20 protein-coding genes and 1 tRNA gene are annotated in these 24,566 nt (G+C 61.9%); 14 read left to right on the top strand and 7 right to left on the bottom strand.

What is annotated here, in order from left to right:
* The first annotated feature begins 194 nt into the window (after nucleotides 1-194).
* The 7 genes from ACPQ6D_RS11770 to ACPQ6D_RS11740 all read left to right on the top strand — a co-directional run bounded on the left by ACPQ6D_RS11770 (nucleotide 195) and on the right by ACPQ6D_RS11740 (nucleotide 9,191).
* Complete coding sequence (locus ACPQ6D_RS11770; RefSeq protein ID WP_423224515.1) at nucleotides 195-1,544, top strand: hypothetical protein; 1,350 nt, start codon at nucleotides 195-197, stop codon at nucleotides 1,542-1,544.
* A gap of 730 nt (nucleotides 1,545-2,274) precedes the next feature.
* The gene (locus tag ACPQ6D_RS11765; RefSeq protein ID WP_423224514.1) at nucleotides 2,275-3,606 is read left to right on the top strand and encodes a hypothetical protein; all 1,332 of its coding nucleotides are present in this window, start codon (nucleotides 2,275-2,277) and stop codon (nucleotides 3,604-3,606) included.
* 62 nt (nucleotides 3,607-3,668) lie between these two features.
* The gene (locus ACPQ6D_RS11760; protein WP_423224513.1) at nucleotides 3,669-4,952 is read left to right on the top strand and encodes a hypothetical protein; all 1,284 of its coding nucleotides are present in this window, start codon (nucleotides 3,669-3,671) and stop codon (nucleotides 4,950-4,952) included.
* Nucleotides 4,953-5,055: 103 nt separating this feature from the next.
* Entirely contained in the window at nucleotides 5,056-6,318 is a 1,263-nt protein-coding gene (locus ACPQ6D_RS11755; RefSeq protein ID WP_423224512.1) for a hypothetical protein, read from the top strand.
* A 425-nt stretch (nucleotides 6,319-6,743) separates the two neighbouring features.
* On the top strand, nucleotides 6,744-7,073 hold the full coding sequence (locus ACPQ6D_RS11750) for a hypothetical protein (RefSeq protein ID WP_423224511.1): 330 nt from the start codon (nucleotides 6,744-6,746) through the stop codon (nucleotides 7,071-7,073).
* A complete protein-coding gene (locus ACPQ6D_RS11745; protein WP_423224510.1) occupies nucleotides 7,070-7,498 on the top strand; it encodes an HNH endonuclease in 429 nt (142 codons plus the stop codon). Before ACPQ6D_RS11750 ends, ACPQ6D_RS11745 begins: the two co-directional genes overlap by 4 nt.
* Before the next feature lie 199 nt (nucleotides 7,499-7,697).
* On the top strand, nucleotides 7,698-9,191 hold the full coding sequence (locus ACPQ6D_RS11740; RefSeq protein WP_423224509.1) for a hypothetical protein: 1,494 nt from the start codon (nucleotides 7,698-7,700) through the stop codon (nucleotides 9,189-9,191).
* 107 nt (nucleotides 9,192-9,298) lie between these two features.
* On the opposite strand, the gene ACPQ6D_RS11735 is transcribed toward ACPQ6D_RS11740, so the two are convergent.
* The 3 genes from ACPQ6D_RS11735 to ACPQ6D_RS11725 all read right to left on the bottom strand — a co-directional run bounded on the left by ACPQ6D_RS11735 (nucleotide 9,299) and on the right by ACPQ6D_RS11725 (nucleotide 12,815).
* On the bottom strand, nucleotides 9,299-10,108 hold the full coding sequence (locus tag ACPQ6D_RS11735; RefSeq protein ID WP_423224508.1) for a DUF7901 domain-containing protein: 810 nt from the start codon (nucleotides 10,106-10,108) through the stop codon (nucleotides 9,299-9,301).
* 276 nt (nucleotides 10,109-10,384) lie between these two features.
* Nucleotides 10,385-12,028, bottom strand: a complete 1,644-nt coding sequence (gene maeA / locus ACPQ6D_RS11730) for an NAD-dependent malic enzyme (protein ID WP_423224507.1) — start codon at nucleotides 12,026-12,028, stop codon at nucleotides 10,385-10,387.
* A 127-nt stretch (nucleotides 12,029-12,155) separates the two neighbouring features.
* Nucleotides 12,156-12,815 (bottom strand): pyridoxamine 5'-phosphate oxidase family protein, encoded by a 660-nt coding sequence (locus tag ACPQ6D_RS11725; RefSeq protein WP_423224506.1) that lies wholly within the window; start codon nucleotides 12,813-12,815, stop codon nucleotides 12,156-12,158.
* 365 nt (nucleotides 12,816-13,180) lie between these two features.
* On the opposite strand from ACPQ6D_RS11725, the gene ACPQ6D_RS11720 reads away from it, so the two are divergent.
* Complete coding sequence (locus ACPQ6D_RS11720) at nucleotides 13,181-15,052, top strand: hypothetical protein (protein ID WP_423224505.1); 1,872 nt, start codon at nucleotides 13,181-13,183, stop codon at nucleotides 15,050-15,052.
* 106 nt (nucleotides 15,053-15,158) lie between these two features.
* The gene (locus ACPQ6D_RS11715) at nucleotides 15,159-15,824 is read left to right on the top strand and encodes a choice-of-anchor V domain-containing protein (protein ID WP_423224504.1); all 666 of its coding nucleotides are present in this window, start codon (nucleotides 15,159-15,161) and stop codon (nucleotides 15,822-15,824) included.
* Nucleotides 15,825-16,072: 248 nt separating this feature from the next.
* Here the strand turns inward: ACPQ6D_RS11715 and ACPQ6D_RS11710 are convergent, their stop codons facing one another.
* On the bottom strand, nucleotides 16,073-17,230 hold the full coding sequence (locus tag ACPQ6D_RS11710) for a cytochrome-c peroxidase (RefSeq protein ID WP_423224503.1): 1,158 nt from the start codon (nucleotides 17,228-17,230) through the stop codon (nucleotides 16,073-16,075).
* 231 nt (nucleotides 17,231-17,461) lie between these two features.
* Between ACPQ6D_RS11710 and ACPQ6D_RS11705 the strand changes: the two genes are divergently transcribed.
* From ACPQ6D_RS11705 to ACPQ6D_RS11690, 4 genes are all read left to right on the top strand, one after another.
* Entirely contained in the window at nucleotides 17,462-17,965 is a 504-nt protein-coding gene (locus ACPQ6D_RS11705; protein ID WP_423224502.1) for a hypothetical protein, read from the top strand.
* A gap of 150 nt (nucleotides 17,966-18,115) precedes the next feature.
* Nucleotides 18,116-19,627 (top strand): glutamate--tRNA ligase, encoded by a 1,512-nt coding sequence (gene gltX, locus ACPQ6D_RS11700; RefSeq protein ID WP_423224501.1) that lies wholly within the window; start codon nucleotides 18,116-18,118, stop codon nucleotides 19,625-19,627.
* Nucleotides 19,628-19,732: 105 nt separating this feature from the next.
* Nucleotides 19,733-20,506: an alpha/beta fold hydrolase gene (locus tag ACPQ6D_RS11695; protein WP_423224500.1), complete on the top strand. Its 774-nt coding sequence runs from the start codon at nucleotides 19,733-19,735 to the stop codon at nucleotides 20,504-20,506.
* A gap of 82 nt (nucleotides 20,507-20,588) precedes the next feature.
* A tRNA-Gln gene (locus ACPQ6D_RS11690) sits at nucleotides 20,589-20,660 on the top strand.
* 42 nt (nucleotides 20,661-20,702) lie between these two features.
* Here the strand turns inward: ACPQ6D_RS11690 and ACPQ6D_RS11685 are convergent.
* From ACPQ6D_RS11685 to ACPQ6D_RS11675, 3 genes are all read right to left on the bottom strand, one after another.
* The gene (locus tag ACPQ6D_RS11685; protein WP_423224499.1) at nucleotides 20,703-21,041 is read right to left on the bottom strand and encodes a DUF1292 domain-containing protein; all 339 of its coding nucleotides are present in this window, start codon (nucleotides 21,039-21,041) and stop codon (nucleotides 20,703-20,705) included.
* Nucleotides 21,042-21,108: 67 nt separating this feature from the next.
* Nucleotides 21,109-22,485, bottom strand: coding sequence for an acetyl ornithine aminotransferase family protein (locus ACPQ6D_RS11680; RefSeq protein WP_423224498.1), 1,377 nt, complete (start codon nucleotides 22,483-22,485; stop codon nucleotides 21,109-21,111).
* A 231-nt stretch (nucleotides 22,486-22,716) separates the two neighbouring features.
* The gene (locus ACPQ6D_RS11675; protein ID WP_423224497.1) at nucleotides 22,717-23,832 is read right to left on the bottom strand and encodes a hypothetical protein; all 1,116 of its coding nucleotides are present in this window, start codon (nucleotides 23,830-23,832) and stop codon (nucleotides 22,717-22,719) included.
* A gap of 246 nt (nucleotides 23,833-24,078) precedes the next feature.
* Between ACPQ6D_RS11675 and ACPQ6D_RS11670 the strand changes: the two genes are divergently transcribed.
* Nucleotides 24,079-24,552 carry a CBS domain-containing protein gene (locus ACPQ6D_RS11670; RefSeq protein WP_423224496.1) on the top strand — a complete coding sequence of 158 codons (474 nt, stop codon included), beginning with the start codon at nucleotides 24,079-24,081 and terminating at the stop codon, nucleotides 24,550-24,552.
* Nucleotides 24,553-24,566: the final 14 nt, after the last annotated feature.

Raw genomic sequence — 24,566 nt, 5'->3', positions numbered from 1 at the left:
TGCCAGCCAGCCTCTTTGAGAATAGATCGCCGCGCCCCACCTGACCGTTCAGCGCCCGCTTATCATAAGCCGTTTGCGGCGCAATGCCAAATAGCGAGCGGCAGATGGGTGTTGACGTGCGCGTGATCCTGTGCTACAACCCTCCTGGCCGATTTGCGCCTCATTTGTTCGACTGTGGACCACGGAGGATTCTCATGACCATGCGCAGACTGTTCACGTTGGCCCTGCTGTTGGGCCTGCTCACGACGGCCGCAGCCACGGCAGCCGCACCCCATCGCACCATCGCCGCGCCCCTGGCCGGCCCCTGCACGCCCGGCGCCGCTTATGACCCCGCCTGCGACGCCAACCAGGATGGACACATCACCATTGCCGACGTCCAGCTGACCGCCGGGCACTGGAACCAAGACGGCGCCTATGTCAGCGACAACAACCACAACCACCTCGGCCAGACCTGGACCGGGTATTTCAACCCGCTCAAGATCCAGGGCGCCTTCGGCTCCCCGGACTATGCGCCGCTTGTGCTCAACAACAGCCAGGGCCACGGACTTTCCATTCCCAATGCAAGCATTGACGGCATCTACGTGGGCTCGGCGGGCTACTACGGGATGGTTGTGAACGCCGCGGGTCAAGACGGCGTCTACGTGGGCGCCGCGGGCACCCCGTCATCCGCCACGGCCTCCACGGCTGCGAATGGCTTCGAGGTCGCCGGCGCCCAGGGTGACGGCCTGTACGTTGGCCGGGCTGACAATGACGGCGTGGTTGTGAACTCGGCAGGCGGCTATGGCCTGCGTGTGACTTCGTCCGCGTTGGCCGGCGTCAATGTCCAGAATGCACCGACGGGTTTCCTCGCGGGTCTTACCTCCGGTAGTGGCTTCGTGTCGATCGGGTCAGGCGGCACTGGCCTGTCCGTGAGCACATCGGCCCACCAGGGCGTATACGTAGCTTATGGGGGCAGCGACGGTGTAGAAGTGTGGAGCACGGCAGGGAATGGCGTCAATGCCGATGGGGACCTATATGGCGGCTACTTTTGGGGCGACATCTTCGTCCAGGGGAACTGCGTCGGCTGCCTGCAGGCCAACTTCGCCGTCAACGCTGGCGATCGCGCCCTGCAACCCGGTGACGTGGTAAGTATCCAGGCTATCACGCCAACCGCTTTCGACACCGCGCCCGCCTTGTGGCAGGTGGTTCAAGCGCAACCAGGCCAGACCGTCGTCGGCGTCGTGGCCGGGCGAGCTGAGCTGGCGACGGAAGAGCATCCCCGGCCCAGTGAAACCGGTAAGCGCCTAGTGCCGCGTCAGGGCGCAGCGCAGCCCGGTGAGTACGCCACGATTGTCTACAGCGGGCCGATGCAGGTGAAGGCAGCGCCGGGCGAGAACGCCATCGCCGCCGGTGCGCGTTTGACGGTTGGCAGTGACGGCCACGTACGGCCGCTGCAGACCCGCACGGTCGAGGGTATGGTTGTCACCGAGGGCGCGCCGGTGGTTGGCGTGGCGTTGGAAGCCGCCAAAGATGGCTTGGTGTGGGTGCTGGTCAATCCGCAGTAGTGATCACGAAGGCGCGAAGGGAATAAAGGCGCGAAGGACGCTGGGCCTGATTCGTCTCTTCGTGCCGGCCTTCGTGGATCGCGCGCATCCGCCGGTAAGAAGGCTTCTGCGTCCCCACCAAACCCGCGGCTTCACCACCGAGGGCCAGCAATTCTAAGTGTGGCCGGGTTTTTGACCACAGAGATCACAAAGAGCGCAGAGAAGTTGCCGATTTGCGTCTGATCTGCCGTTTCTCTGTGCTCCTTGTGGTTGAATGTGTGCTACATTTGAAATTCCTGGCCGAGGGCGCGGGAAAGTGCAAACAACCTCAGATTGTGATACAATACAAAGGGTTGAGATACCATAGGCAGCACTGAAAGGAAGAAGAGCGACTAGGCATACCTGCTGCGAGTCTTGTTGACCCGCGACAGATCGTCATCCACCAGCCTCCGTTTTTACCTCTGTCATATAAGCCGGCATCAACGCCGGCTTCCGCACATCGGTTGTATCACGCTCAACTGATATTCACGCACCAGTCCCGATCCCGGGCGGCCTTGGCCGCCCGAGCCGCCCGCCGGCGTCAGGCAGCTACCCGCGCGCGTTCTTGAGGACGCAGCCTGCGGCGAGCCAGCTCCCGGCCGGCGATGAACGGCCGCCCCGTTTGGGTAAGCAAGCCCCGCGCAGGCGGCTCGCTTACCCCATCCGACCGGCCACAAGACCATCCTGCGCCACAAAACAGAAGGAACAATTCATGAACGCACATAGACTCTTCTCCCTGATTCTCGTCCTGACCCTGCTGGCCACCCTGACCGGTGCGGCCAGCAGTGCACCCCTGGCTGAGCCATGTGTCCCCGGCACCGGTTACGATCCCGCGTGTGATGTTGACCAGGACGGCGTCATCACCGTGAACGACCTTCAACTGACTGCCGGGCACTGGAGCCAGACCGGCACCTATGTTAGCGACAACAACCACACCCATCTAGGCCAGACCTGGACAGGCAACAACAACCCGCTGATACTCGAGGGATCCTTTGGCAGTCCCTCTTGGGCTCCGCTTCTCCTGGGCAACAGCGCTGGCCCTGGGTTGCGTGTGAACGCAGGCGGCGGCAGCGGCGTGTGGGTGGAGTCAGCAGGCAACAACGGCGTGTTGGTTGACTCGGCGAACGGCGATGGATTGCACGTGAGCTCAGCGGGCACCAACGGCGTATACGTGGGCAGCGCGGTCAACAACGGCCTGTACCTGGGCACGGCCATCAACGGACTGTACGTGAACTCGGCGACCAGCAGTGGCGTGTACGTGAACTCGGCGAGCCATGACGGTATCTTCGTCTGCCATACGGGATCCCAGAGCACCTGTAACCAAACGTCTTATAACAACGGGGTGGAGATTGGCAACGCGGAAAATAACGGCCTATTCGTGTGGTCGGCGGGCAATATCGGCATGGAGGTACTCTCGGCGGGCACCCTCGGCGTGCTTGTGGACAATGCAGCCGTGACCGGCGTGTACGCCAACACGACCCAGGCCAGTGGCCAATGGGGGCTCTACACGCCCGACGCCATCCATGGTAGCAACGTGCTCCTTCATTCCCTCTCTCTGGTAGCCCAGGTCAGCGGCCCAGACGCTTTGGCGTCCGGCGACATCGTGGCCGTGGCAGGCATCACCGATCCTGCACCCGGTAGCACGGTGCACACCCCACTCGTGCGCCTGGCGGGCGGAACCTTTACCAGTGTCGTCGGCGTCGTCGCAAGCCGCTTGGTCGTCACCCCGCTGCCCAGCCATCCGCAGCCGGCAGGCAGTGAAACAAATACCGAATTACGCAGCGCGGACGGCCCGGCTAAGCCCGGCGATTACGTGGCGCTCACGGTGATGGGCGCGGCGCGGGTGAAGGTTTCCACCGCGAATGGCCCGGTGACGATCGGCCAACGTTTGACGGCCGCGGACCTGGCCGGCCACGCGCGCGCCCTGCGCATGCGTACCCTCGACGGCATGGTGGTCACCGAGGGGGCGCCGGTCATCGGAACGGCGCTGGAGCCATTGGCCAGCGGCGAAGGGCTGATCTGGGTGCTGGTCAACGTGCAGTAACCATCACGAAGGCGCGAAGGTGGCGAAGGCACGAAGTTCAACTGATCGAGAAGGAACAAATCATGAACGTACATAAACTATTCTCTCTGATTCTCGTCCTGACCCTGCTGGCCACCCTGACCGGTGCGGCCAGCAGTGCACCCCTGGCTGGACCGTGTGCCCCCGGCGCGACTTATGATCCGGCCTGTGACGCCAACCAGGACGGCGTCATCACCGTGAACGACATCCAACTGACTGCCGGCCATTGGAGCCAGACCGGCGCCTATGTCAGCGACAACAACCACAATCACCTGGGCCAGACGTGGACCGGTAGCAACAACCCACTAGTCATCAGCGGGCCGTTCGACGCCTGGCCTTACGTGCCCGGCCAGCCCATCGGCGCGGCGCTGGTGTTGCAGAACACCCTGCCCACCCAAACCAACAGTTACGGCTACGGTCTGCGCATCCTGGATGGCGCCATCGGCGCGGTGATTGACCACGCGGGGACCGGCGTTTGGGTGCAGAGTGCAGATGCTAACGGTTTGATCGTGAACTCGGCGGGCACCAACGGCTTGTACGTGGCCAATGCGGTCAACAACGGCGTATACGTGAACTCGGCGATCAATGGCCTGTACGTCAACTCAGCGACCGGCAATGGTGTGCACGTGAACTCGGCCAGCTCCAATGGCGTCTACGTAGGCTCGGCGAGCCAATTTGGTGTGCGCGTGGACTCGGCGGGCTACAACGGCCTGCTCGTGACCTCGGCGGGCTACAGCGGCGTGGTGGCTGATACAGCCCAAGCCTCAGGTGAATGGGGATTCTACACGGACGACAAGATCCATGGCAGCAACGTCTTGGCCCAGTCCTTTTCCCTGGTGGCGCAGGTTAGCGGGCCGGACACTCTCACCCCCGGCGACATCGTGGCCGTGGTGGGGGTCGCCAATCCTCCGCCCGGCAGCACAGTGCACATGCCACTCGTGCGCCTGGCTGACGCAACCTTCACCGGCGTCATTGGCGTGGTTGCCAGTCGCCTGGTGCTGACCGCCCACCCAAGCCAATCGCCAACGACTGAGACTGAAATGTCAGGCGAGCCCGCGGCGCCAGAGCTACGCAGCGCCGATGGCCCCGCCCATGCCGGCGACTACGTGGCGCTGACCATCTTCGGCGCCGCCCAGGTCAAGGCCACCAGCGCCACGCCCATCGTGGCCGGTCAGCGCCTCACCGTCGCGGCCCGACCCGGCTACGCACGCAGCCTCAGGACCGTTGAGGTCCAGGGCGTGTTGCTGGCCGAGAGCGCGCCGGTGATCGGGGTGGCTATGGAAACCGCCACGGACGGCCTGGTTTGGGTGATGGTCAACCCACAGTAGTTATCACGAAGGCGCGAACGTGGCGAAGACACGAATTGTACGTTACAATCCTCCTGGCTAATTTGTGCATCATTTGTTCGACTGTAGACCGAGGAGGATTCTCATGACCATGCGCAGACTGTTCACGTTGGCCCTGCTTCTGAGCCTGCTCACGACTGCCGGCGCCACGGCAACCACCCCCTATCGCACCATCGCCGCACCTCTAACCGGCCCCTGCGTGCCCGGCGCCGCGTACGATCCCGCGTGCGACGCCAACCAGGACGGGCATATCACCATCACCGATATCCAGCTTGCGGCCGGCCACTGGAACCAGAACGGCGCCTTCGTCAGCGACAACAACCACACCCACCTGGGCCAGACCTGGACAGGCGCGAACAACCCGCTGAAAATCCAGGGTGTATTCGGCGCGCCGGACTATGCGCCGCTCGTGCTGAGCAACAGCGCGGGGCATGGCTTGAGTATACCCACGGCCAGCATTGACGGCATCTATGTTGGCAGCGCGGGCGCCTACGGGATGGTCGTAAATCATTCGGGTCAAGACGGCGTCTATGTGGGCACCGCGGGCACCCCATCCTCCAACTCCGCGTCGACCGAAGCGAATGGCTTCGAGGTCGCCGGCGCCCAGGGTCACGGACTGTTCGTTGGTCGCGCTGACCGGGAAGGGCTACACGTCAATTCGGCGGGTTACAATGGCGTCTACGTGGACTCGACTGGCTATACTGGCTTTACCGTGTACACGGCGGGAACTGTCGGCTTCAATGTACACTCAGCGGGCAGCTACGGCGTTTACGTAGGCGCAGCCGGGTATGATGGCATCAACGCGTACGGCGCCGCCTATGCCGGCAATTTCGTTGGCGACATCAATGTGACAGGCAACTGCATTGGCTGCCTGCAGGCCAACTTCGGCATCAATGCCGGCGATCACGCGCTTCAGCCGGGCGATGTGGTGAGCGTCCAAAGTATCGCGTCCACCGACTTCGACACCGGGCCGGCCTTGTGGCAAGTCACGCAGGCCCAGCCGGGCCAGGCTGTCGTCGGCGTCGTCGCCGGGCGAGCTGAACTGGTCACCGAGAAAGAACACCGGCCCATGGAAACGGGCAAACGCCTGGTGCCACGCGACGGCGCGGCGCAGCCCGGTGAGTACGTCACCATCGTCTACAGCGGGCCGATGCAGGTGAGGACGGCGCCAGGCGACACCGCCATCGCCGCCGGGACGCGTTTGACGGTTGGCAGTGACGGCCACGTACGGCCGCTGCAGACCCGCACGGTCGAGGGTATGGTTGTCACCGAGGGCGCGCCGGTGGTTGGCGTGGCGTTGGAAGCCGCCAAAGATGGCCTGGTCTGGGTGCTGGTCAATCCGCAGTAGTGATCACGAAGGCGCGAAGATGGCGCAGACGCGAAGACGTTTGGCGGATTCGTGTCTGCGCGCCAACCTGCATGGATATTGCACAACAACCAGACTGCGTGCTTCACCGCAGGTCATTGTTGTTTTTCCTCAGCGATCCTCGGCGTCTTCGGCAGTAAACTTCCTGTTATCGTGGTGGGCGCGACGCGTAAGGATTGGATGGTATCCACCAGGACACGAAGAAACCGGCGGACGACTAGTTGGGCCAGGATTGGTACTAGCATCTCATTGAGGCTATAATATCAATGATGGATACTACCGCAGGCTAACCGGAGAGATGGATAATGACAGCAACCACGGAGATGTTTACGATCAGGCTTCCGCTTGCGGCCGCACGTCGTTTGCGACACGTCGCTGAGATATCCCAACGGCCCATTGATGAGGTTGTGACTGAAACACTGCGCGTCACGCTCCCACCCGGCCTTGAGGATGTGCCGCCTGCGTTTCGTGCTGCCCTGGTGCAGCTCGAAACTCGTTCAACTGCGGACCTCTGGCAGGAAATGCACGCTGCGCTCCCTGCCCCCCAGGTCGCGCGATACGATGCCTTGTTGAGCCAACACGCCACGAAAACCCTGGACACTGCTGGGGAGAAAGAGCTTGCGCACCTCCGCGCAGAAGCAGACCAACTAATGTTTCGCAAAGCCTATGCGGCGCTGCTGCTCAAGTGGCGGGGTGAGCGCATCCCTTCCCTGGCCGAGCTGGACAGCGAGCCATGAGCGCCAAAATCCCCGATTCACTTCTCAAACGCCTCCACCAGCTTGTCGGATCCCGGTGTGGTTATTGCCGTACGTCCTCCAAGATTATCGGCCAACCGCTGACCGTTGAACACATTCTACCCACGGCGCAGGGCGGCACATCAGACGAACAGAACCTCTGGTTGTCGTGCCGGCGCTGCAACGAGTTCAAACGCGATCAGGTTGAAGCGACCGATCCTGAAACAGGCGCCATCGTGCCTCTGTTTAACCCTCGCACCCAACCCTGGCACCAGCATTTTGCCTGGTCAGCCAGCGGTACGCACACCATCGGACGAACACCAATCGGGCGTGCGACCGTTGTTGCACTCAAGCTCTACAATGACGACATCGTGCAGGCCCGCCTTTTTTGGACCAACGTCGGGTGGCATCCGCCACTGGATGGATAGTATTGCTCCCCTATTCGTATCAGCGTGGGCAGTACCCGTCAGGGCCATCATGGCGCAGAGCCAGTTCGGTTAAGTCAGTATGGGGCATGGGTTGCCTCTAGCGTGGGGTGCGTCGGGTTGACAATTGCCCACTGTGTGCTACAACCCTCCTGGCCGATTTGTGCCTCGTTTGTTCGACTGTGAGCCACGGAGGATTCTCATGACCATGCGCAGACTGTTCACGTTGGCCCTGCTGTTGGGCCTGCTCACGGCGGCCGCAGCCACGGCAGCCGCACCCCATCGCATCACGGCCGCGCCCCTGACTGGCCCTTGCACGCCCGGGGCGGCCTACGATCCGGCCTGCGACGCCAACCAGGACGGACACATCACCATTGCCGATATCCAGCTCGCAGCCGGGCACTGGAACCAGAACGGCGCATATACCAGCGACAACAACCACACTCACCTGGGCCAGACGTGGACGGGCAGCAACAATCCGCTCAAGATCCAGGGGGCCTTCGGCGCGTCGGACTACGCGGGGCTCGTGCTGAGCAACAGCAGCAGCACGGGCGTCGGCCTCCGCATCCTCTCGTCCGGCATGGAGGCCATCTACGTGGACTCGGCGGGCACCACCGGCCTGGCCGTGGCCAGCGCAGTAGATGGCGTCTATGTCAGGCTCGCAGGCAGCCCATCCTCCTTCACGGCTTCACCCTATTCGAATGGCTTCGAAGTTGCGGGCGCCCAGGGCAACGGTTTGCACGTCGGTCGGGCGGACGGGGCCGGCGTGCGTGTGCTGTCGGCCGGTTTCGACGGCGTGTACATAGACTCGGCGGGCAGCGACGGCGTGCACGTGGGCGCGGCAGGCAGCCCGTCATCCTCGGCGGCTTCACCTTATTCGAACGGCTTCGAGGTCGCAGGCGCCCAGGGTGACGGCCTGTACGTTGGTCGAGCTGACCGCAATGGCGTGTACGTGGTCTCCGCGAGCCAAGGCGTTGTGGTGGACTCGACAGTCTACGACGGTATGAACATATACTCGACGGGCGACGACGGCGTATCCGTGGGCTTCACGGGCAACAACGGCGTTTATGTGAACCAGGCAGGCACGACCGGGGTGTACGCCAACACGGCCCAGGCCAATGGCCAATGGGGATTGTACACACCGGACGCCATCCACGGCAGCAACGTGCTCATGCATTCCCTCTCTCTTGTGGCGCAGGTCAGCGGTCCAGACGGTCTGACTCCCGGCGACATCGTGGCCGTGGCGGGCGTCACTGATCCTGTTCCCGGCAGCACGGTGCACACGCCCCTGGTGCGCCTGGCGGGCGGAACCTTCACCAATGTGGTCGGCGTCGTCGAAAGCCACCTGGCCCTCACCCAAAAGCCCAGCGGTGCGCAGTCGGCGGAAGGCGAAACTCGTACCGAAGCGCCCGCATCCGAACTGCGCAGCGTCGAAGGGCCGGCCCAGCCTGGCGACTACGTGGCGCTCACGGTCTTGGGCGCAGCGCAAGTCAAAGTGGACAGCGCGACGCCCATCGAAATCGGTCAGCGCCTTACCATCGGAGCCCATGGACGGGCGCGGCCGCTGGGCACGATCAAGTTGCAGCTCGCAGGCGGCGCAGGCACGGCCGACCTGCCTGAAGGTGCGCCGGTGGTTGGCGTGGCGTTGGAAGCAGCCAAAGGTGGCCTGGTCTGGGTGATGATCAATCCACAGTAGCTGCACTTCCTGCAACCCAGCAAGCCGATGTCGAACGCAAACCGCGCCGCTTTTCGGTTAACCTAGAAGCAGGTTCGTTCAAGCGCACCGTGCAGGGCTGAAGCGGCCTACGGACAGCTCTGGCCCCAATGACCGGTTGTGGTGATCACATCGCCTATGTCAATCACGCCAAACGGCTCGACGACGTCATAGCGCGGATCATAGAGGGCGACGTTGTGCCAGCGACTGGCGACGCTGGTGATGTCGGCCGCATCAACCAGGCCGCTACCATCGAAGTCAACGGTGCAGGCGGTCAGTGGCCCCAACAGTGTGAACGCCGCATCGCCCGGCGCCGATTGGTAGTTGACGTAGACCCTTCGGAAATGAGCTCCGTTACCACCGGTCCCCTGCGCCAGGCCCCAGTCCGGGATGCCGTGCTGCCACGCCTCGATCTGCACCCAGTATTTCGTCCCCCCCGTAGCCACAAAGGCCGCGGGTAGGGTAAACTGGTAGTCGTACAGCGTGGCGCCGCCAAAGACGCCGGCCAGCGTTTGGCCCGCGTTTCCGCCGGTTTCATACTCCACCAGGGGCGGACCGGCCACGGCGGGCTCCGTGCCGGCTGCGATGGAGGGATAGATGGCGACAGTGAAGTTGATCACCGGGCCTCCGGAGCCAAGATAGGCGGGATCAAACCCACCGCGCCACTGAATCTCGGTGATTGCCTGGGTTGACGGCAAGATGAAGCTGTCCCAGACCCATTGATCCCAATCGCTGCCGTCAGGGTCCATCCAGGAAGAGTGGTACAAGGCGCCGCTCGAGCTGGGTGGCTGGCTGTAGAGGATGGCGGTGGGCAAGCTTTCTGCGCCCGACCCGGCAGAGCCGAGTGCGACGCACACCGCCACCAAGACCATCGTCATCCCTAAAGGTTTTGATGACATAGTGCCTCCATGTTCGATATCGGCGCGACAAGGGGGCGTGTCATCCCTTGCCAGGCTAAACACAGCGCAGTACGAGATGCTTGTCAGTGCATGCCGGATGAAGCCCAGAGCTTCTCAAAGGCCGCGAAGACACAAATGCGCATGCATGGCATTTGTGTCTTCGGCTTTTCCTCATCTAGGCAGGCTAGAGGTCAGTTACCCTGCCCCGCGGTGCGACCGTGAATGAAAACAGACAATCCTCGGCGATCCGTGTTCATCCACGGCCCATTTTTCGGATCAGACGTACGATTCGTAGACTGGGTCGTACATTTGGCCGCGGACAGCCTTGAACAAATCCTCCGGTTCGGGCATCGTGGCCAGGCCATGCGCATAGGCCACGGCCGCCACGGCCGCGCCGATATGCGCTGACACCTGCCGAATCTGGTCAAGCGCCGGGTAGATGCGTCCCAACGCCAGGTCGTCCTCGCTCACCAGGCCGGCCAGGGTCTTGGCGGCCGCGTAGAACATGTCGTCGGTGATGCGGGTGGCGCCAGAGGCAATAATGCCCAGGCCAACGCCGGGGAAGATATACGCGTTGTTACCCTGTCCTGACACGAAGGTCTTGCCCGCGTACGTCACCGGGTCGAACGGACTGCCGCTGGCAAACACGGCGCGGCCTTCGGTCCAGGTGTAGGCCTGTTCGGCCGTACATTCGGCCTTCGACGTGGGATTGGAGAGGGCAAAGATGATCGGCCGCGGATTGAGGCGCGCCATGGCCTCGACAATCGGCTGCGTAAAGGTGTTGCCAACGCCGGACACGCCGATCAAAGCCGTGGGCTTGAGCGCCTCCACAGCCGCTTGCAGATCGGGAAGGAACGCATGGTCATGCGCAAAGGGACGCTTGTGCTCGGCCAGGTCGCTGCGCGACGCGACGACCAGGCCCTTCGAGTCCACAAACCAGCAGCAGCGCCGGGCTTCGCTCTCTGACAAGCCCTCATTCTCAAGGGCCGTCACGATCAGATCGCCGATGCCGATGCCAGCTTCACCTGCGCCCAGGAAGAGGAAGCGTTGATCCGCCAGGCGGCCGCCGGTCAACCGCAGCGCGGAGTAGACGCCAGCCAGGGCAACGGACGCGGTGCCTTGAATGTCATCATCGAAGGTGCAGATGCGGTCGCGGTATTTGCGCAGCAGGCGGAACGCGTTCATGTTGCCGAAATCCTCGAACTGCACAATCGCGCGGGGGTACAGGTACTGCACCGCCAGAATGAACTCTTCGACGAAGGCATCATAGGCCTCGCCGCGCTCACGTTTCTGCGCGAGGCCGATGTAGAGCGGATCGTCGAGCAGGGCCTGGTTGTTGGTGCCGACGTCCAGGGTAATGGGCAGACAGGAGGCCGGATGCACGCCGGCGCACGCGGTGTAGAGCGCCAGTTTGCCAATGGGAATGCCCATGCCGTTGGCGCCCAGGTCGCCCAGGCCAAGAATGCGCTCGCCGTCGGTGACGACGATGATGCGCACGTCGGTGTACGGCCAATTGCGCAGAATGTCTACGACGTGACCACGATCGTTGATGCTGATGAAGAGGCCGCGGGCCTGGCGAAAAACATGGCCGTACTGCTGGCACGCCTGACCGACGGTGGGCGTGTAGATGATCGGCATGATCTCATCCAGATTGTCAATCACCAGCCGGTAGAACAGCGTGGTGTTACGATCGAGGAGACCGGTGAGATAACGATACTTGCTCAACGCGGTGGGTTGGCCGCGCACATTGCGCAACACGCGTTCTTCCTGCTGCGCCAGCGTTGCCACGCGCGAGGGCAAAAGCCCGCGCAGGTCGAGCGCTTCGCGTTCAGCTTCGGTGAAACCGGTACCCTTATTGAGGAGCGGGCTGTGCAGCAAGTCCGCGCCACGTGGATACAGACGAGGTTTTGTAGGATTCATCGCTTTTTTCCTCTGACTGTCTTTCCTTTGATCATGGGCGCGCATGAAGTTTTCAACGTGCTGTCAAGCCGGCACGGCAGCGTTGACCGCTAATGCATTTTATCACAAAAGCGGGTTACTGAACATTTTAGCGCCGCTGATGGGCCGGATCGCGCAGAGAAGGTGGCAAGGCAATGCCCGCCGGCAGGCGCGGGTCTGGCTCCGGCGCGCGGCTGACCAGCGCCAGCGGCAGCACCCCGGCCCAAATCGGCAGCGCATAATCCGCCTCGTCGTCCAGCGGCGGACCGCTGCGCATCTTGGCCGACGCGCTGGCGATAGACACCGCCACGACTGTGGTCGCGTCCAGTTCCTGCTGGCTGGGCTGACGCACCTCGCGCCAGCGACCGGGCGCGATATGCTCCGTAATCGCCGCCAACGCCGCCATCTTCTGGGCTGGCTCCGTGATGATCGCGCCGCGGCCGAACAGCACCGCCGAACGATAGTTGATTGAATGATGGAAGGCGGAGCGCGCCAGCACAATGCCATCCACGATCGTGACCGTGATGCACACCTCGGCGCCGGTCTCGATCACCTTGAGCAGACGGCTCGCCGGCGCGCCGTGCAGAAAAATCACATCATCTTGGCGCGCGTGCAGCGTGGGAATGACATACGGTTGACCATCCACGACAAAACCGACATGGCAGATCGGCGCCTCGTCAATGATTTGATAGATGGTTTCCTTCTGATAGTCTGCGCGCTGCGGCTTGCGGCGCACCTGGTTGCGGACGGTCTTGAGAAAGTCTGGCATAGGTTTCACCTGTTTTTCTTGCTTGTTTTGTGACGGCGCCGACCGGAGCAAACTCGCCTCATGGCTGTTCCTCTCCCCGCTGACGCTGACTCCTTCAGTATAGCATGACAGCATGGCCGCGCTCAAACGGCAAACGCTTGGGACGCTGCCGCACATCTTTGACAGGTCAAAAGCTGATGTGCTAAACTACACGCCCTGCGATACCTTGTGGGCTGGCGGCAAGACGAAGACTGGCGTTTGCTTGGCCGCCTTCGCTGCTCCAGACGCTGAACCACCGGTCTTGGCCCGCTGCACCTGGCGGTCGTTCTAGTCAGGTGATTGTCCCATCGCTTCGTGTCTCGCTGTGTTGTGGAAGAGAGAATCGAATGAAAAGAAGGATCCACTATCGTCTATCGTTCCGCGCCCAACTGTCGGCTTTTGTCGCGGTGCTGGCTATGTTGAGCAGCTATTGGCTGCCCGCGGCCGCCAGCGGCCCCATCACCCCCCTCAACCCGGCCGAGCAGGCCATGACAGCGCCGGAGCAGGCAGCCCAAGACGTGGCGCTGGCGTCGTCCCAGGTGCAGAACCTCGTCGGTGGTCATCGCGCCGAAGTGTTCGAGGTCTACCCCTTCGTCGGCCCCTATGCACCAAGCCTCAGCGCGTGCGCCGATGGCCGTTGTTACCAGGTTGACATCTACAACCTTGACCAGAACGCAACCGTGACAGCCATCGTTCACCAGGGGCAGGGCAAGGTGCTGGAAGCCTGGCAGCTCGCCAATACCTTCCCGCTCATCAATCAACGCTTCTATCGCCGCGCCATCGAACTGATTCGCACCAGCGCGGACGTGCAGGCAGCCCTGGGCTTCGTTCCCGATCCAGCGCAGATTCGCTTGATGGATCAGAATCACATGGACACACAGTGCGATGGGAGCCATCTCTGCGCGGGCGCGACCTTCTTCACGGACAGCGGCGCCGTGTGGGTGCTCGTAGACCTGACCGAGGACAAAATTGCCAAGATATGGTGGTCAGAGCGGCCGCAGGACATGCAAAGTGCGCTCTATGCTCCCAAGCCTGAGGTCAAGCCTGAGGACTGCAACACCACGATCCATGTCACACGCAACGGCTGGAACCTTGACTACCGCACCACCCCAACCGATGCCCTTGAAATCACTAGTCTGACCTACGACGTTGGGGGATCGCCGCAGGCGGTCGCCACCCGCATGAAGCTGATCGAATGGCACGCGCACTATCCAGGCAATTGGGGCTACCGTGACTACACCGGCTGCGGCGGCAGCGGCGGCGGCTTTCCTATCTACCCCTACGGCGTGACCCAAGTGCGCAACCTGTACGATCATCTGAACAATGTCGTCGGTTTCGAGGTCGTGCAAGATTTCCGTATGTCCAACTGGGGCGCGTCCTGCAACTATCGCTATGAACAGCACTTCCAGTTCTTCACCGATGGCCGCTTCCGCGTCGTCACGGCGGCCTTCGGCCAGGGCTGCGGCAATGACCAGGATCAGGAGGCGACCTATCGCCCGGTGGTGCGCATTGACATCGCCGTGAACGGAGATAGTAACGACACCCTGTCCCTCTGGAACGGCTCGCAGTGGGTGGATCAGGCCACGGAGGCCTGGTGGCTGCAAAGCGGCCCTTACACCACCGAAGGGTATCGCTACCGTGTGATGGACCAGGCCGGCTTTGGTTACTACATCGAGCCAGGCCAGGGTCAGTTCGATGATGGAGGCACGGGCGACAATGCCTGGCTTTACGTCACGCAGCACAAGGTTTCCGAAGGCGACGCGGACATGCCCGCGCTGGGTCAGTGCTGCACCGGCACGTACGTGCAAGGCCCAGAGCAGTTCATCAATGGCGAATCGGTGAGCAACCAGAACATCGTGCTCTGGTACGTGCCGCAAAGCGTGACCATTACCACCTGGAGACACAATCAGCCGCCTTATCCTGCGCAGTACTGCTGGACAGACAACACGGCGAATACGTGGCCCTGTTTCTCAGGCCCCATGTTCGTGCCGACGACGCTTACCACCTGCTCACGGTTCGATCTGGACTGCGATCACACGGTTGACACCAATGACATCGTCGCGATCGCCAGTCACTGGAACTGCTCGTCTGCTGTGCAGGATTCCTGTTATGAGAGTCAATTCGATTTGGATGGCAGCGGCGTCATTGATGTGAGCGATGTGATGATGGATGCCGCGCATTGGGGTTGTGCCCTGGGCCAGGCTTGCTATACGCAGTAACAGCCTGGCTTGCAAGCAAGGATGCCGCGGTCCCGTGCCGCAAATTCGATGGCAATGACTTGGAGCCTGCAACGACGCAGGCTTCAAGCGGGAAGGGAAGGAAGGTATGAAAAAAACCTTTGTCCTGGCAGTTCTGATTGTGGCCGGCCTGGTCGCCGTGCTGTGGCTGGCGACGCCCATCTGGGCTTTCGATACCGGCATCGTCGGCCATTCTGGCAACCCGGCGACGAACTTCGGTATGTCATGCAACGCCTGCCACGGCGGCGGCGTGCAGCCCATCGTGTCCCTGAGTGGGCCAGCAACCCTCGGCCCTGGCGAGAGCGCCATCTACGCGCTCACCATCCAGAGTCAAGCTGTAGCCTCGCAGACGGCGGCTGGCTTCAATGTATCCGCCACCGACGGCGTGATTTCCAGCCTGGGCGGCGACACGCAGATCATAGATGGCGAAATTACGCACGTCAGCCCCAAGGCCAATAACGGCGCAGGCGTGGCTGTCTTCAGCTTTCAGTGGACCGCCCCGGCTTCTGCGCCGCAGGCCGTTATACTCTACGCCGCGGGCAACTCCGTCAACCTGGACGACACGCCTGGCGGCGATCGCCACGCCAACACCACGTTGACCGTCAACGTCGTCAATCCAACCGCCGTCCAGTTGACCGGCGTCGCCGCGGCCGCCTCATCGCCCGCGGCCCAGTCGGTTGCAGCCGCTGCGCTGCTGGCGCTTCTGCTGGGCGCCATCGTCGGTTGGCGCTTCCAGGCGCGCCTGCGGCCCTAACGCCGCGACCGCCGGGATTAAGAAACGAAACGAGCGTGGCCGCTGCGACCACGCTCGTTTTTTGATTCGCCTCCGCGCCCCCGTCCAGGCGAAGCCGTGCGGGAATCCCGAACTTGTTGGGGTTTTGTGCACCTTCACCCCTATTGACCGTGCAGCGTTTATCTGCGTTGATCTGCGTCCGCCTTGTTGGAGTTGGACGCAGATTTGCGCTGGCTGCGCTCGCAATGTTTTTCTGAGAACAGCGCCTATCAAGGCCGCGGCTGGCGCGCCACGGTTGGCAGGCCGGAAAGCGCCTGCGCCGGCACGACCGGCAGCAGGCTCTCGTCGGTCAGCCCTTGCAGAAACGCAACCAGGTCAGCCTGCTCCTGATCGCTCAAATCGAATCCCTTCAGCAGCGGATCAACGCCGGAGAGGCCGCGCGCCCGGCCCGCGCCCGCCGCATAAAACGCAATCACATCGTTCAGCGTCGCCAGGGAGCCGTTGTGCATGTATGGCGCGGTGCGCGCCACATTGCGCAGCGTTGGCACTTTGAACGCGCCGCGCAGACCGTTGGGACTGACGCCTGCGCGCCCGGCGTCCTCGCTCTCCACCCCAACCACGCGAAAGGTCTCCGCGGCAAAGGTCGGCGGTTGATGGCACTCTGCGCAGTGCGTACGCTCGTCAAAAAACAGCGCCAATCCGCGCTGCTGCGAGGCAGTCAACGCGCCGGTTTCCCCGGCCAGGTAGCGGTCCACCGGGCTGTTGTCGCTGATCAGGGTGCGTTGAAACGCGGCCAACGCGCGCGTCACATGATCGAAGGTCACCGCCTCTTCCCCGCCGCCAAACGCTTGCACGAACAACGTCAAATAGCCCGGAATTGCGCGCAGCGTCGTTTCCAACTGCGCGGGCGTTTCAGCCATCTCGTTGGGGAGAGTCAAGGGCAGCCGCGCTTGCGACTCCAGCGAAGTCTCGCGGCCGTCCCACAGCAGAAAGCGGTTGAAGCCGGTGTTCCAAAGCGTCTGTACGTTACGACCAGGGGCGCCCGGCCGCGGCGTACTGACCGGCTGCCCATTGGAGAAACCGAGATCGGGATGGTGACAGGTCGCGCACGACATGCTGCGGCTGGCCGACAGAACGGGATCGAAAAACAACTGCCGGCCGAGCTCTACCTTGGCCGCGGTGGTCGGATTGTCGGCTGGCACGGCCTGCATCGGGAATGGGCGGACGCGGGCCGCCGCGGGCAGGGGCAGCGGCGTGACGGCGGCGATCGGCGGCGCGGGGGCCGCCTGGTCAGGCGGCGGCGCGACGCGCGCCGCACACGCGCTCAACACCAGGGCCATCATCAGAGCTGCACTCGCCGCGGCGCAGAAGCGCCGCGCGCCGTTTGCATGTGCGGCGCGATTCATCCTCAACCATTGAAAGTTCATGCTTGGACTCCCCCGTATTCGTTCGCAATCGCGATTGTAGCAGGCCAGCCGCCATTGATCAATCCAGACCTCTCCCACTTTACAAAATCTTAACAAAGAGTTGCATTGGACTTAACCATCTGCCCGGTTGCGTATGCTATGATAAGGACAGGCAGGGAGCATTGCACGCCACCGCAGAGATGGCCGACGCGGCGCCATGCCAGCATTATTTGGATGATGTGGAGGTTCTGTGTGAAGTCTTTACAAACTCTGGTTCAGCGCCATGTCTGGTCGCTGCTGATGCTTCTGATCGCGGGCGCATTCGCGCTGCTGCTGGTGGAGCTAATCGTGACCCAGCACACGGACGGCATTCAGCTTGTGGGCGTCGGGGCCAGCGCCATCGGTCTGATCCTGGCCGGGCTGAGCCTGTTGGCGCCGTCGTCATGGCGCCGCGCGCTGGCCGTGCTTTTCCTGGCATTGAGCCTGACAGGCGTTATTGGGGTAGTGGAACACCAAGAAGCGCGCAACAAGGACAGGCGGGAGGCCGCTTTGGTAGCTCCTTCAGGGAATACGACGATCCGCATCGCGCAGGGCCGTCAGGAAGGCGGCGGGCGCAGCGAACGGTTCGGCCCTCCCGGTGGTGAGGAAAGCGCGCCGCCGCCGCTGGCGCCGCTGAGCCTGGCAGGTACGTCACTCATGGCGGCGGTGCTCTTGCTGGGACGCCGTGATGCGGTCATAGCGGCCGAACAAGGGTAACAATGCAGGCGATTTCGTCTCTCAGGGCCAGGTCATTTCCATGACCTGGCCTTTTTGCTCCCTGCGCGCTCAAACACGCGCCAACAAACTTGCCACTTACCTTGCCTATGCTACAATCTCTGCTTGAACTCTCAGGGAGGAATTTTCCGCATGACTGATCGTCCCGTTCGCGTTCGTTTCGCCCCCAGCCCCACCGGCTATCTGCATATCGGCGGCGCCCGCTCCGCGCTGTTCAACTATCTCTTTGCTCGTCACCACGGCGGCCAATTCATTCTGCGCATCGAAGACACCGACCAAAAGCGTTTCGTGGCCGATTCGGTGACCAACCTGATGACCAACCTGCGCTGGTTAGGCCTTGATTGGGATGAAGGCCCGGACGTGGGCGGACCGTATGGCCCCTACACGCAAACCGAGCGCGCAGCCTTGTATCGGCAATGGGCTGCCTGGCTGGTAGATCAGGGACACGCTTATCACTGCTACTGTTCGGCCGAGCGGTTGGAGGCGATGCGCGCGGAGCAGACGGCCAACAAACAGCCGCCTGGTTATGACCGCCACTGCCGTTACCTGAGCGCGGACGAACGCGCGGTCATCGAAGCGGCAGGCGCGCCGTTCGTCATTCGCTTTGCCACGCCGTTGGATGGTTCCACCAGTGTGCACGACGCCGTACGCGGCGAGATGGTGTTCAGCAACAACACCCTCGACGATGTCGTGCTGCTCAAGTCCGACGGCCTGCCGACCTATCACCTGGCCGTGGTGGTGGACGATCATTTCATGGAGATCAGTCACATCCTGCGCGCCGACGAATGGATTGCGTCGTCCCCGCGTCATGTGCTGCTCTACCAGGCCTTCGGTTGGGAAATTCCGATCATGGCCCATCTGCCGGTCATTCTGGATCCGAGCGGCAAGGGCAAGATGAGCAAGCGCAAAGTGCGCGTGGGCGACAAGGAGTACCCCGTGTTCGTCGAGGAGCTGCGCAGCGAGGGTTATTTGCCTGAGGCTGTCTTCAACCTGCTGACCAACGTCGGCTGGTCCATGGGCGGCGACCGTGAGGTATTCACGAAAGAGGAGGCGATTGCCGGCTTCGATCTGACCGGCATCAACCCCGCGCCGGCCGCGCTGCCCTATGGCAAGCTGGAATGGCTCAACGGCGTTTACATGCGCAACCTGGCGCCCGCCGATTTCAAGCAGCGGCTCGTGCCTTTCTTGGCGGCGGCGCTTCACCTGGACGCCGCCGCAGTGGACGCCAACCCGGCGCTGGACATCCTGCTCGTGGATGTGCAAGAGCGCATCAAAACGCTGTCTGAGGCTGCGGCCATGCTCGACTTTGCTCTGCTAGACGCGCTGCCGGACTACGACAGCAAGCTCTTGGTGGCCAAAAAGCTCGATGCCGCCGCCTCGCACCAGGCGCTGACCGCTGCGCGCGCGGCCTTGGTCAGCCTGGGTGATTTGGACGATCCTGAGCATGTCGAGTCCACATTGCGCGAGCTGGCAGAAACCTTGCATCTCAGCGCCGGGCAATTGTTCGGCATCCTGCGCATTGCCATCAGCGCCAAAGCGGTGACGCCGCCGCTCTTCACCAGCATGCAGGCGTTGGGCATCGCGGCTGTGCTGGCGCGGGTAGATATTGCGCTGAGCAAGCTGGCTGCCTTAGCTGGAGATTAGGCGCGCCCAAGGCGCAGGCGTAACGAAGCAAATTCTGCGGCCAAACCGCAGTGACCCGATTGGCAACATCAAACCTGCATCCGTTTTCTTCAAGGGAGGTTCAACATGACTGCAGCAGCGATTCTGGCGCACGAGACTATCGGGGAAGGCGCCCAACGAGTCATCGTCATGGGCGGCTGGTTGGGCGATCGCGGCGTTTTTCAGCCGATTCATAACTGGCTAGATCGAGAGCAATTTACCTACTGCTTTGCTGACCCCCGTGGTTACGGCGGCTCCAGGGCGATCGCCGGCCAGCACACCAACGCCGAAGTCGCGGCCGATGTCATTGCCCTGGCTGACAGCCTGGGATGGGACAGGTTCTTCTTTGTGGGGCACTCGATGATGGGCAAGGTCGCGCAGTACCTCTGCGCGCACCACAGCGATCGCCTCAAGGCCGCGGTGGGCGTCTGCCCTGTGCCGGCCTGTCGCATTGACCTGGATGAGGGCGGGTATCAACTTTTCTCGACCGCCTGGGAGATTCCAGCCAACCGCGGCACGATTTGCATGGTCACGACGGGCAACCGCAATACGAAGGTTTGGGAACAGCACATGATTCGCGAATCGCTGCGCACCACCACGCCAGAGGCTTATCGCGACTATTTCACCATGTGGGCAGGCGAGGATTTTGCCGCCGCTGTGGCTGGCTGCCAGACGCCATTCCTCGCGATGACGGGTGAATATGACGGCGGCGTGCCGACCGCATTCGTGCAGGCCACCATCATGCAATGGCTGCCCAACGCAGAACTGCATGTGATGTCCAATGCGGGCCATTACCCCATGCACGAGACCCCGATCCAGTTTGTGACCGTGATTGAGAAGTTCATGGGGCGCTTCGCCTGAGCCGCGCCTGATTTCTGGCCGCGCCCCACAGATTTGTCACAGCGCGGCCCTTGTGCTAAAATTCCCCCACTGCCGTCGGCAATGGGGGATCGTCTAATAGGCAGGACAGCAGACTCTGGATCTGCGTGTTGGGGTTCGAGTCCCTATCCCCCAGCTAAAAAGAAGAGACGCCAGCTCAAGCTGGCGTCTCTTTTTGCTACTCGGTCTGCTCTTCCCAGGCGGCTACCACCCGTTCGAACTCGTCTGTGTCTTCGATTTCGACAAGAATTTCCTCACCGTCCTCTTGCTCGATGCGCAGAATCATCAACGGCGACTCATCGGCCACGGAATCGCCCTCATCGTCGGTTTCGTCGCCTTCTTCATCATCCAGCGGCGTCAACACCGCATAGTTCTGATCGGCCACCGTGATGACCTCCACGAGAGCAAACTCCTCCTCGTTGCCATCCTCATCGCTCAGCACGATGATTTCCACACCTTCTTCATCCTCGTCGTGCTCGTGATCATGATCGTGATCATGATTGTGATTATTGTTCACTTCGTTCGTCCTTTCGCGTTCCATCTCTGTCTTATGTCAGCATGCACCATGCTGCCGTATAGTGGCGTTACGCCAATCCGTGTACTTCCTCAAGCTCGCTCAACACGCGCTCGAAAATGACCAGTCCCTCGTCAATCACATCACGTGGGATCATGAGCGGCGGCGCAAAACGGATCGTATTCGGACCGCAACCGAGAATGAGCAGGCCATGGAAGTAACACTGATCCACCAACTCGTTGCGCAGTTCTCCATAGCGTTCCTTCGTTCGCTTATCGCTCACCAATTCCGCCCCCACCATCAGCCCCAGGCCACGCACATCCCCGATCGTGGGGTGACGCTCAGCCATCTCCTGCAAACGCGCCTTCAGGTATTCGCCTTGCACACGGCTGTTCTCCAGGAATTCATCTTCGATCAACTGGATCGTTGCCATGGCCGCAGCGCACGAGACCGGATTGCCGCCAAACGTGCTGGCGTGCGCGCCCGGCGGCCAGGTCATCAGGCGCTTGCGCGCCACCATCGCGCCCAGGGGCATGCCGCTGGCAATCCCCTTGGCCAGGCAGATGATGTCCGGCTCAACGCCAAAGTGCTCCATGGCAAACATTTTGCCCGTGCGCCCAAAACCGCTCTGCACCTCATCGGCCACCAACAGGATGCCGTGTTTGTCACACAGCGCGCGCAGCGCCTGCATCCATTCCAGCGGCGGCACGACATAGCCGCCTTCACCCTGCACGGGCTCCACAAAAATAGCGGCCACCTCTTGCGGCGGCACGTTGGTGCGGAATACCTCGGTGTCAATCCGATGCACGCACTCGATACCGCAGCCTGGATAGGTCAAGTTCACCGGGCAGCGATAGCAGTAACCATAGTCCACGTGTTCCACGCCGGGCATCAAAGGCGCAAAGCCCTGGCGCTGCACATATTTCGACGCCGTGAGCGACAGCGCGCCCATGGTGCGGCCGTGGAACGCGCCGCGAAACGCCAGCAGGCGCTGCCGTCCCGTGGTGTAGCGCGCAAGCTTGATCGCCGCTTCCACCGCCTCAGCGCCGGAATTCGTATAGAACACCAGCGACGGTTCGCTAATCGGCGCCAATTGCGCCAGCTTTTCCGCCAGCTCAATTTGCACCGGGTAATAAAAATCGGTGCCCGAATAGTGCAAGAACTTCTCTGCCTGCGCCTTGATCGCTTCGACCACCGCCGGGTGGCAGTGGCCGGTGGCGTTCACGGCAATGCCGGCATTGAAATCAATGAAACGGTTGCCGTCTACGTCCCATACCTCGGCCCCGCGTCCATGATCAATCACAAAAGGGTACGACCGTGTATAAGACGGCGAAAGCGCCAGGTGGTCGCGTGCCACAAACATGGCTGACTTCGCGCCCGGCAGCACGTGCGTTACGTGGCCTTTGACAGACGCGGTGGTCGTTGCGGGTAATGTTGCTGTTGTCATCTGCTTCTCCTCTTCTGTCCAAATCGAAAACCAAAGTTCATTCCATCTTTAGCGCGCCCGCCTGATGCGGGCAGCCAGTGAACACCCATTTGCTTCGATAGAGCCCAAGAGGGACGCGATGTTTGGTGCGCCGCGGTGACATCATTGGCACGACCGGCCTCCTTTATCTGATACTTTACCAGGCAAACTTGACTTTAGCAAGTCGCCGACGTGAGGGGGTGGAACGCCGATTTACGGCGCGTCTTCGGCTGACACCAGGATCTGGGTATGACCAGTATCTTGATCCAGGGTGATGCTGATGGCAATTTTGTCGCTCGCCTTTTGGAACACCAGGCTGGTGATCTCGGCCGAGGCAAACCCTTCATCGGGCAGCAAACGCCATCCGATGGCTGGCAGCCTGTCCTGATAGAAAGTCACAACCTGGGCGGGCGGTTGCGCGGTCAGAAATGAGGAGAAATTGCGGCTGGTCAGCTTCGTTTCCGCGTCGGTCGGCAAGGGAAATTCGCCGGCGGCAAAACCGGGCGGGCCGAGCTCAGCTTGCGGCGCGCTGATGTGCACCGGCCCGTTGCTTTCGAGCACGTCATACAACAACGCGATCGTGCCTTCCCCGCGCTCACCCTCGCTCAACTCGATGTCGCTGCCATGCGCTTGCAAACGATAACGCACGATGAACCCGCCCTCACGCGCCAGCCAAAACTCGCCCTGGGCATCGTCCATCTCGCCAATGGCAGCAATGTTGAGATGGCGCTTATCGAACTCATAGTGATCGCTCACCAGGCCATTGATCGTTTCAGCGCCCAATGCACGCGCATCCGCGATGCTGACCAACATCTCGGGCGTGTCATAGATCAGCCCGGCGGACTGAAAGGGCGCTGCCGGATCCTCGCTCGATTGAATCCAATTACCGTCGCCCAGGTTCGTCCAGGTCGTCGCGCCGATGCGAATGGCCTCCATGCGACCGGCGTCGCCGTCTTCAGCGCCCAGGCCCGTGCCTTCCATCAGAATCCGCTGGGCTTCCTGTGGCTGCTGCACATACTCCACCGTGATACTGATCGTGCCCGAAGTGACAACGCTGGCGCTCGACTTTTCGGAAAAATCGTACCGGGTGTGCGTGCGGTAACTGATCAGGCGGCCCATGGCGTCAATCGCGGCCTGGACATCAGGCGCTAACTCAAGCGCAGGTGTGTCCGCCGCGCTATCCGGCGTCATGGTCGCCGTAGGCGCTGCGGTGATCGCCTGTGTGGGCGTTGGGAGCGGAGAGGGCGTGGCTGTCTTGTCATCGTTGCTGCATGCAGCCAGCACGAGCAGCGCCAGCAGGCAGGTCATCCATCGTACGGTTCGTCGCATGATCATCCCTTTTCGTTCATCGTACCCGCCGATTTCAGTTTTGTCAAACGGCGCGCCGATGGGGGAAGAGTGCAAAACGCTGCCTGGCGACGGATCAGGCGACTGCCAGGCTCGGCAATCTGGGCGCAATCCAACGGCGTGGGCCGGACGGGCGCTAATGGCCTTGCACAAATCACGATTGATTGGTAAGATAGTTGTAGTAGACTATTTGGCAGATCAAGGTGCATCATACCCAAGGAGGGCCTCATGCAAGCCCGCGACGTCATGACGACCAAGGTAGTAATCGTACAAGCCGACACCCCCATTGCTGAAATTGCCCGCATCCTGCGTACGCTGGGCATCAGCGGCGTGCCGGTGATGGATGGCGATACGATGGTGGGCATTGTCAAAGAAGTAGATCTGATTGCGCGCCATGCCCGACCGCACTATCCCCGCTATTTGCCCTTGCTCGACGCGCAAATCCCCCTCGGCGGCCAACGCGAGTACCAGGAAATTGTGCGTCGCATCTTTGGCACGACCGCTCGCGACATTATGTCCACGCCTGTTAAGACCTGCCACCCTGATACCGACGTGGAAGAGGTGGCCACCCTGATGGTGGAAAAGAACGTCAATCCAGTGCCGGTGGTGGAAAACGGTCGTTTGGTTGGCATCATCTCGCATACAGACCTGATACGGGTCTTTAGCGAGCTTGAAATCACCAACGAAGACGCGTCGGCCTGATTTTGTCCGGCGGT

The organism is Candidatus Amarolinea aalborgensis, assembly GCF_900491745.1.
Classification (GTDB): Bacteria; Chloroflexota; Anaerolineae; order SSC4; family Amarolineaceae; genus Amarolinea; species Amarolinea aalborgensis.
The sequence above is the reverse complement of the archived record's forward strand: the minus strand, read 5'-3'. Positions and strand labels throughout refer to the sequence as shown.

What these genes read in the sequence shown, in the direction of transcription:
- ACPQ6D_RS11770 (WP_423224515.1), top strand. Translation starts at nt 195, where the DNA reads ATGACCATGCGCAGACTGTTCACGTTGGCCCTGCTGTTGGGCCTGCTC.
- ACPQ6D_RS11765 (WP_423224514.1), top strand. Translation starts at nt 2,275, where the DNA reads ATGAACGCACATAGACTCTTCTCCCTGATTCTCGTCCTGACCCTGCTG.
- ACPQ6D_RS11760 (WP_423224513.1), top strand. Translation starts at nt 3,669, where the DNA reads ATGAACGTACATAAACTATTCTCTCTGATTCTCGTCCTGACCCTGCTG.
- ACPQ6D_RS11755 (WP_423224512.1), top strand. Translation starts at nt 5,056, where the DNA reads ATGACCATGCGCAGACTGTTCACGTTGGCCCTGCTTCTGAGCCTGCTC.
- ACPQ6D_RS11745 (WP_423224510.1), top strand. Translation starts at nt 7,070, where the DNA reads ATGAGCGCCAAAATCCCCGATTCACTTCTCAAACGCCTCCACCAGCTT.
- ACPQ6D_RS11740 (WP_423224509.1), top strand. Translation starts at nt 7,698, where the DNA reads ATGACCATGCGCAGACTGTTCACGTTGGCCCTGCTGTTGGGCCTGCTC.
- ACPQ6D_RS11735 (WP_423224508.1), bottom strand. Translation starts at nt 10,108, where the DNA reads ATGTCATCAAAACCTTTAGGGATGACGATGGTCTTGGTGGCGGTGTGC.
- maeA (WP_423224507.1), bottom strand. Translation starts at nt 12,028, where the DNA reads ATGAATCCTACAAAACCTCGTCTGTATCCACGTGGCGCGGACTTGCTG.
- ACPQ6D_RS11725 (WP_423224506.1), bottom strand. Translation starts at nt 12,815, where the DNA reads ATGCCAGACTTTCTCAAGACCGTCCGCAACCAGGTGCGCCGCAAGCCG.
- ACPQ6D_RS11720 (WP_423224505.1), top strand. Translation starts at nt 13,181, where the DNA reads ATGAAAAGAAGGATCCACTATCGTCTATCGTTCCGCGCCCAACTGTCG.
- ACPQ6D_RS11715 (WP_423224504.1), top strand. Translation starts at nt 15,159, where the DNA reads ATGAAAAAAACCTTTGTCCTGGCAGTTCTGATTGTGGCCGGCCTGGTC.
- ACPQ6D_RS11710 (WP_423224503.1), bottom strand. Translation starts at nt 17,230, where the DNA reads ATGAACTTTCAATGGTTGAGGATGAATCGCGCCGCACATGCAAACGGC.
- gltX (WP_423224501.1), top strand. Translation starts at nt 18,116, where the DNA reads ATGACTGATCGTCCCGTTCGCGTTCGTTTCGCCCCCAGCCCCACCGGC.
- ACPQ6D_RS11695 (WP_423224500.1), top strand. Translation starts at nt 19,733, where the DNA reads ATGACTGCAGCAGCGATTCTGGCGCACGAGACTATCGGGGAAGGCGCC.
- ACPQ6D_RS11680 (WP_423224498.1), bottom strand. Translation starts at nt 22,485, where the DNA reads ATGACAACAGCAACATTACCCGCAACGACCACCGCGTCTGTCAAAGGC.
- ACPQ6D_RS11675 (WP_423224497.1), bottom strand. Translation starts at nt 23,832, where the DNA reads ATGCGACGAACCGTACGATGGATGACCTGCCTGCTGGCGCTGCTCGTG.
- ACPQ6D_RS11670 (WP_423224496.1), top strand. Translation starts at nt 24,079, where the DNA reads ATGCAAGCCCGCGACGTCATGACGACCAAGGTAGTAATCGTACAAGCC.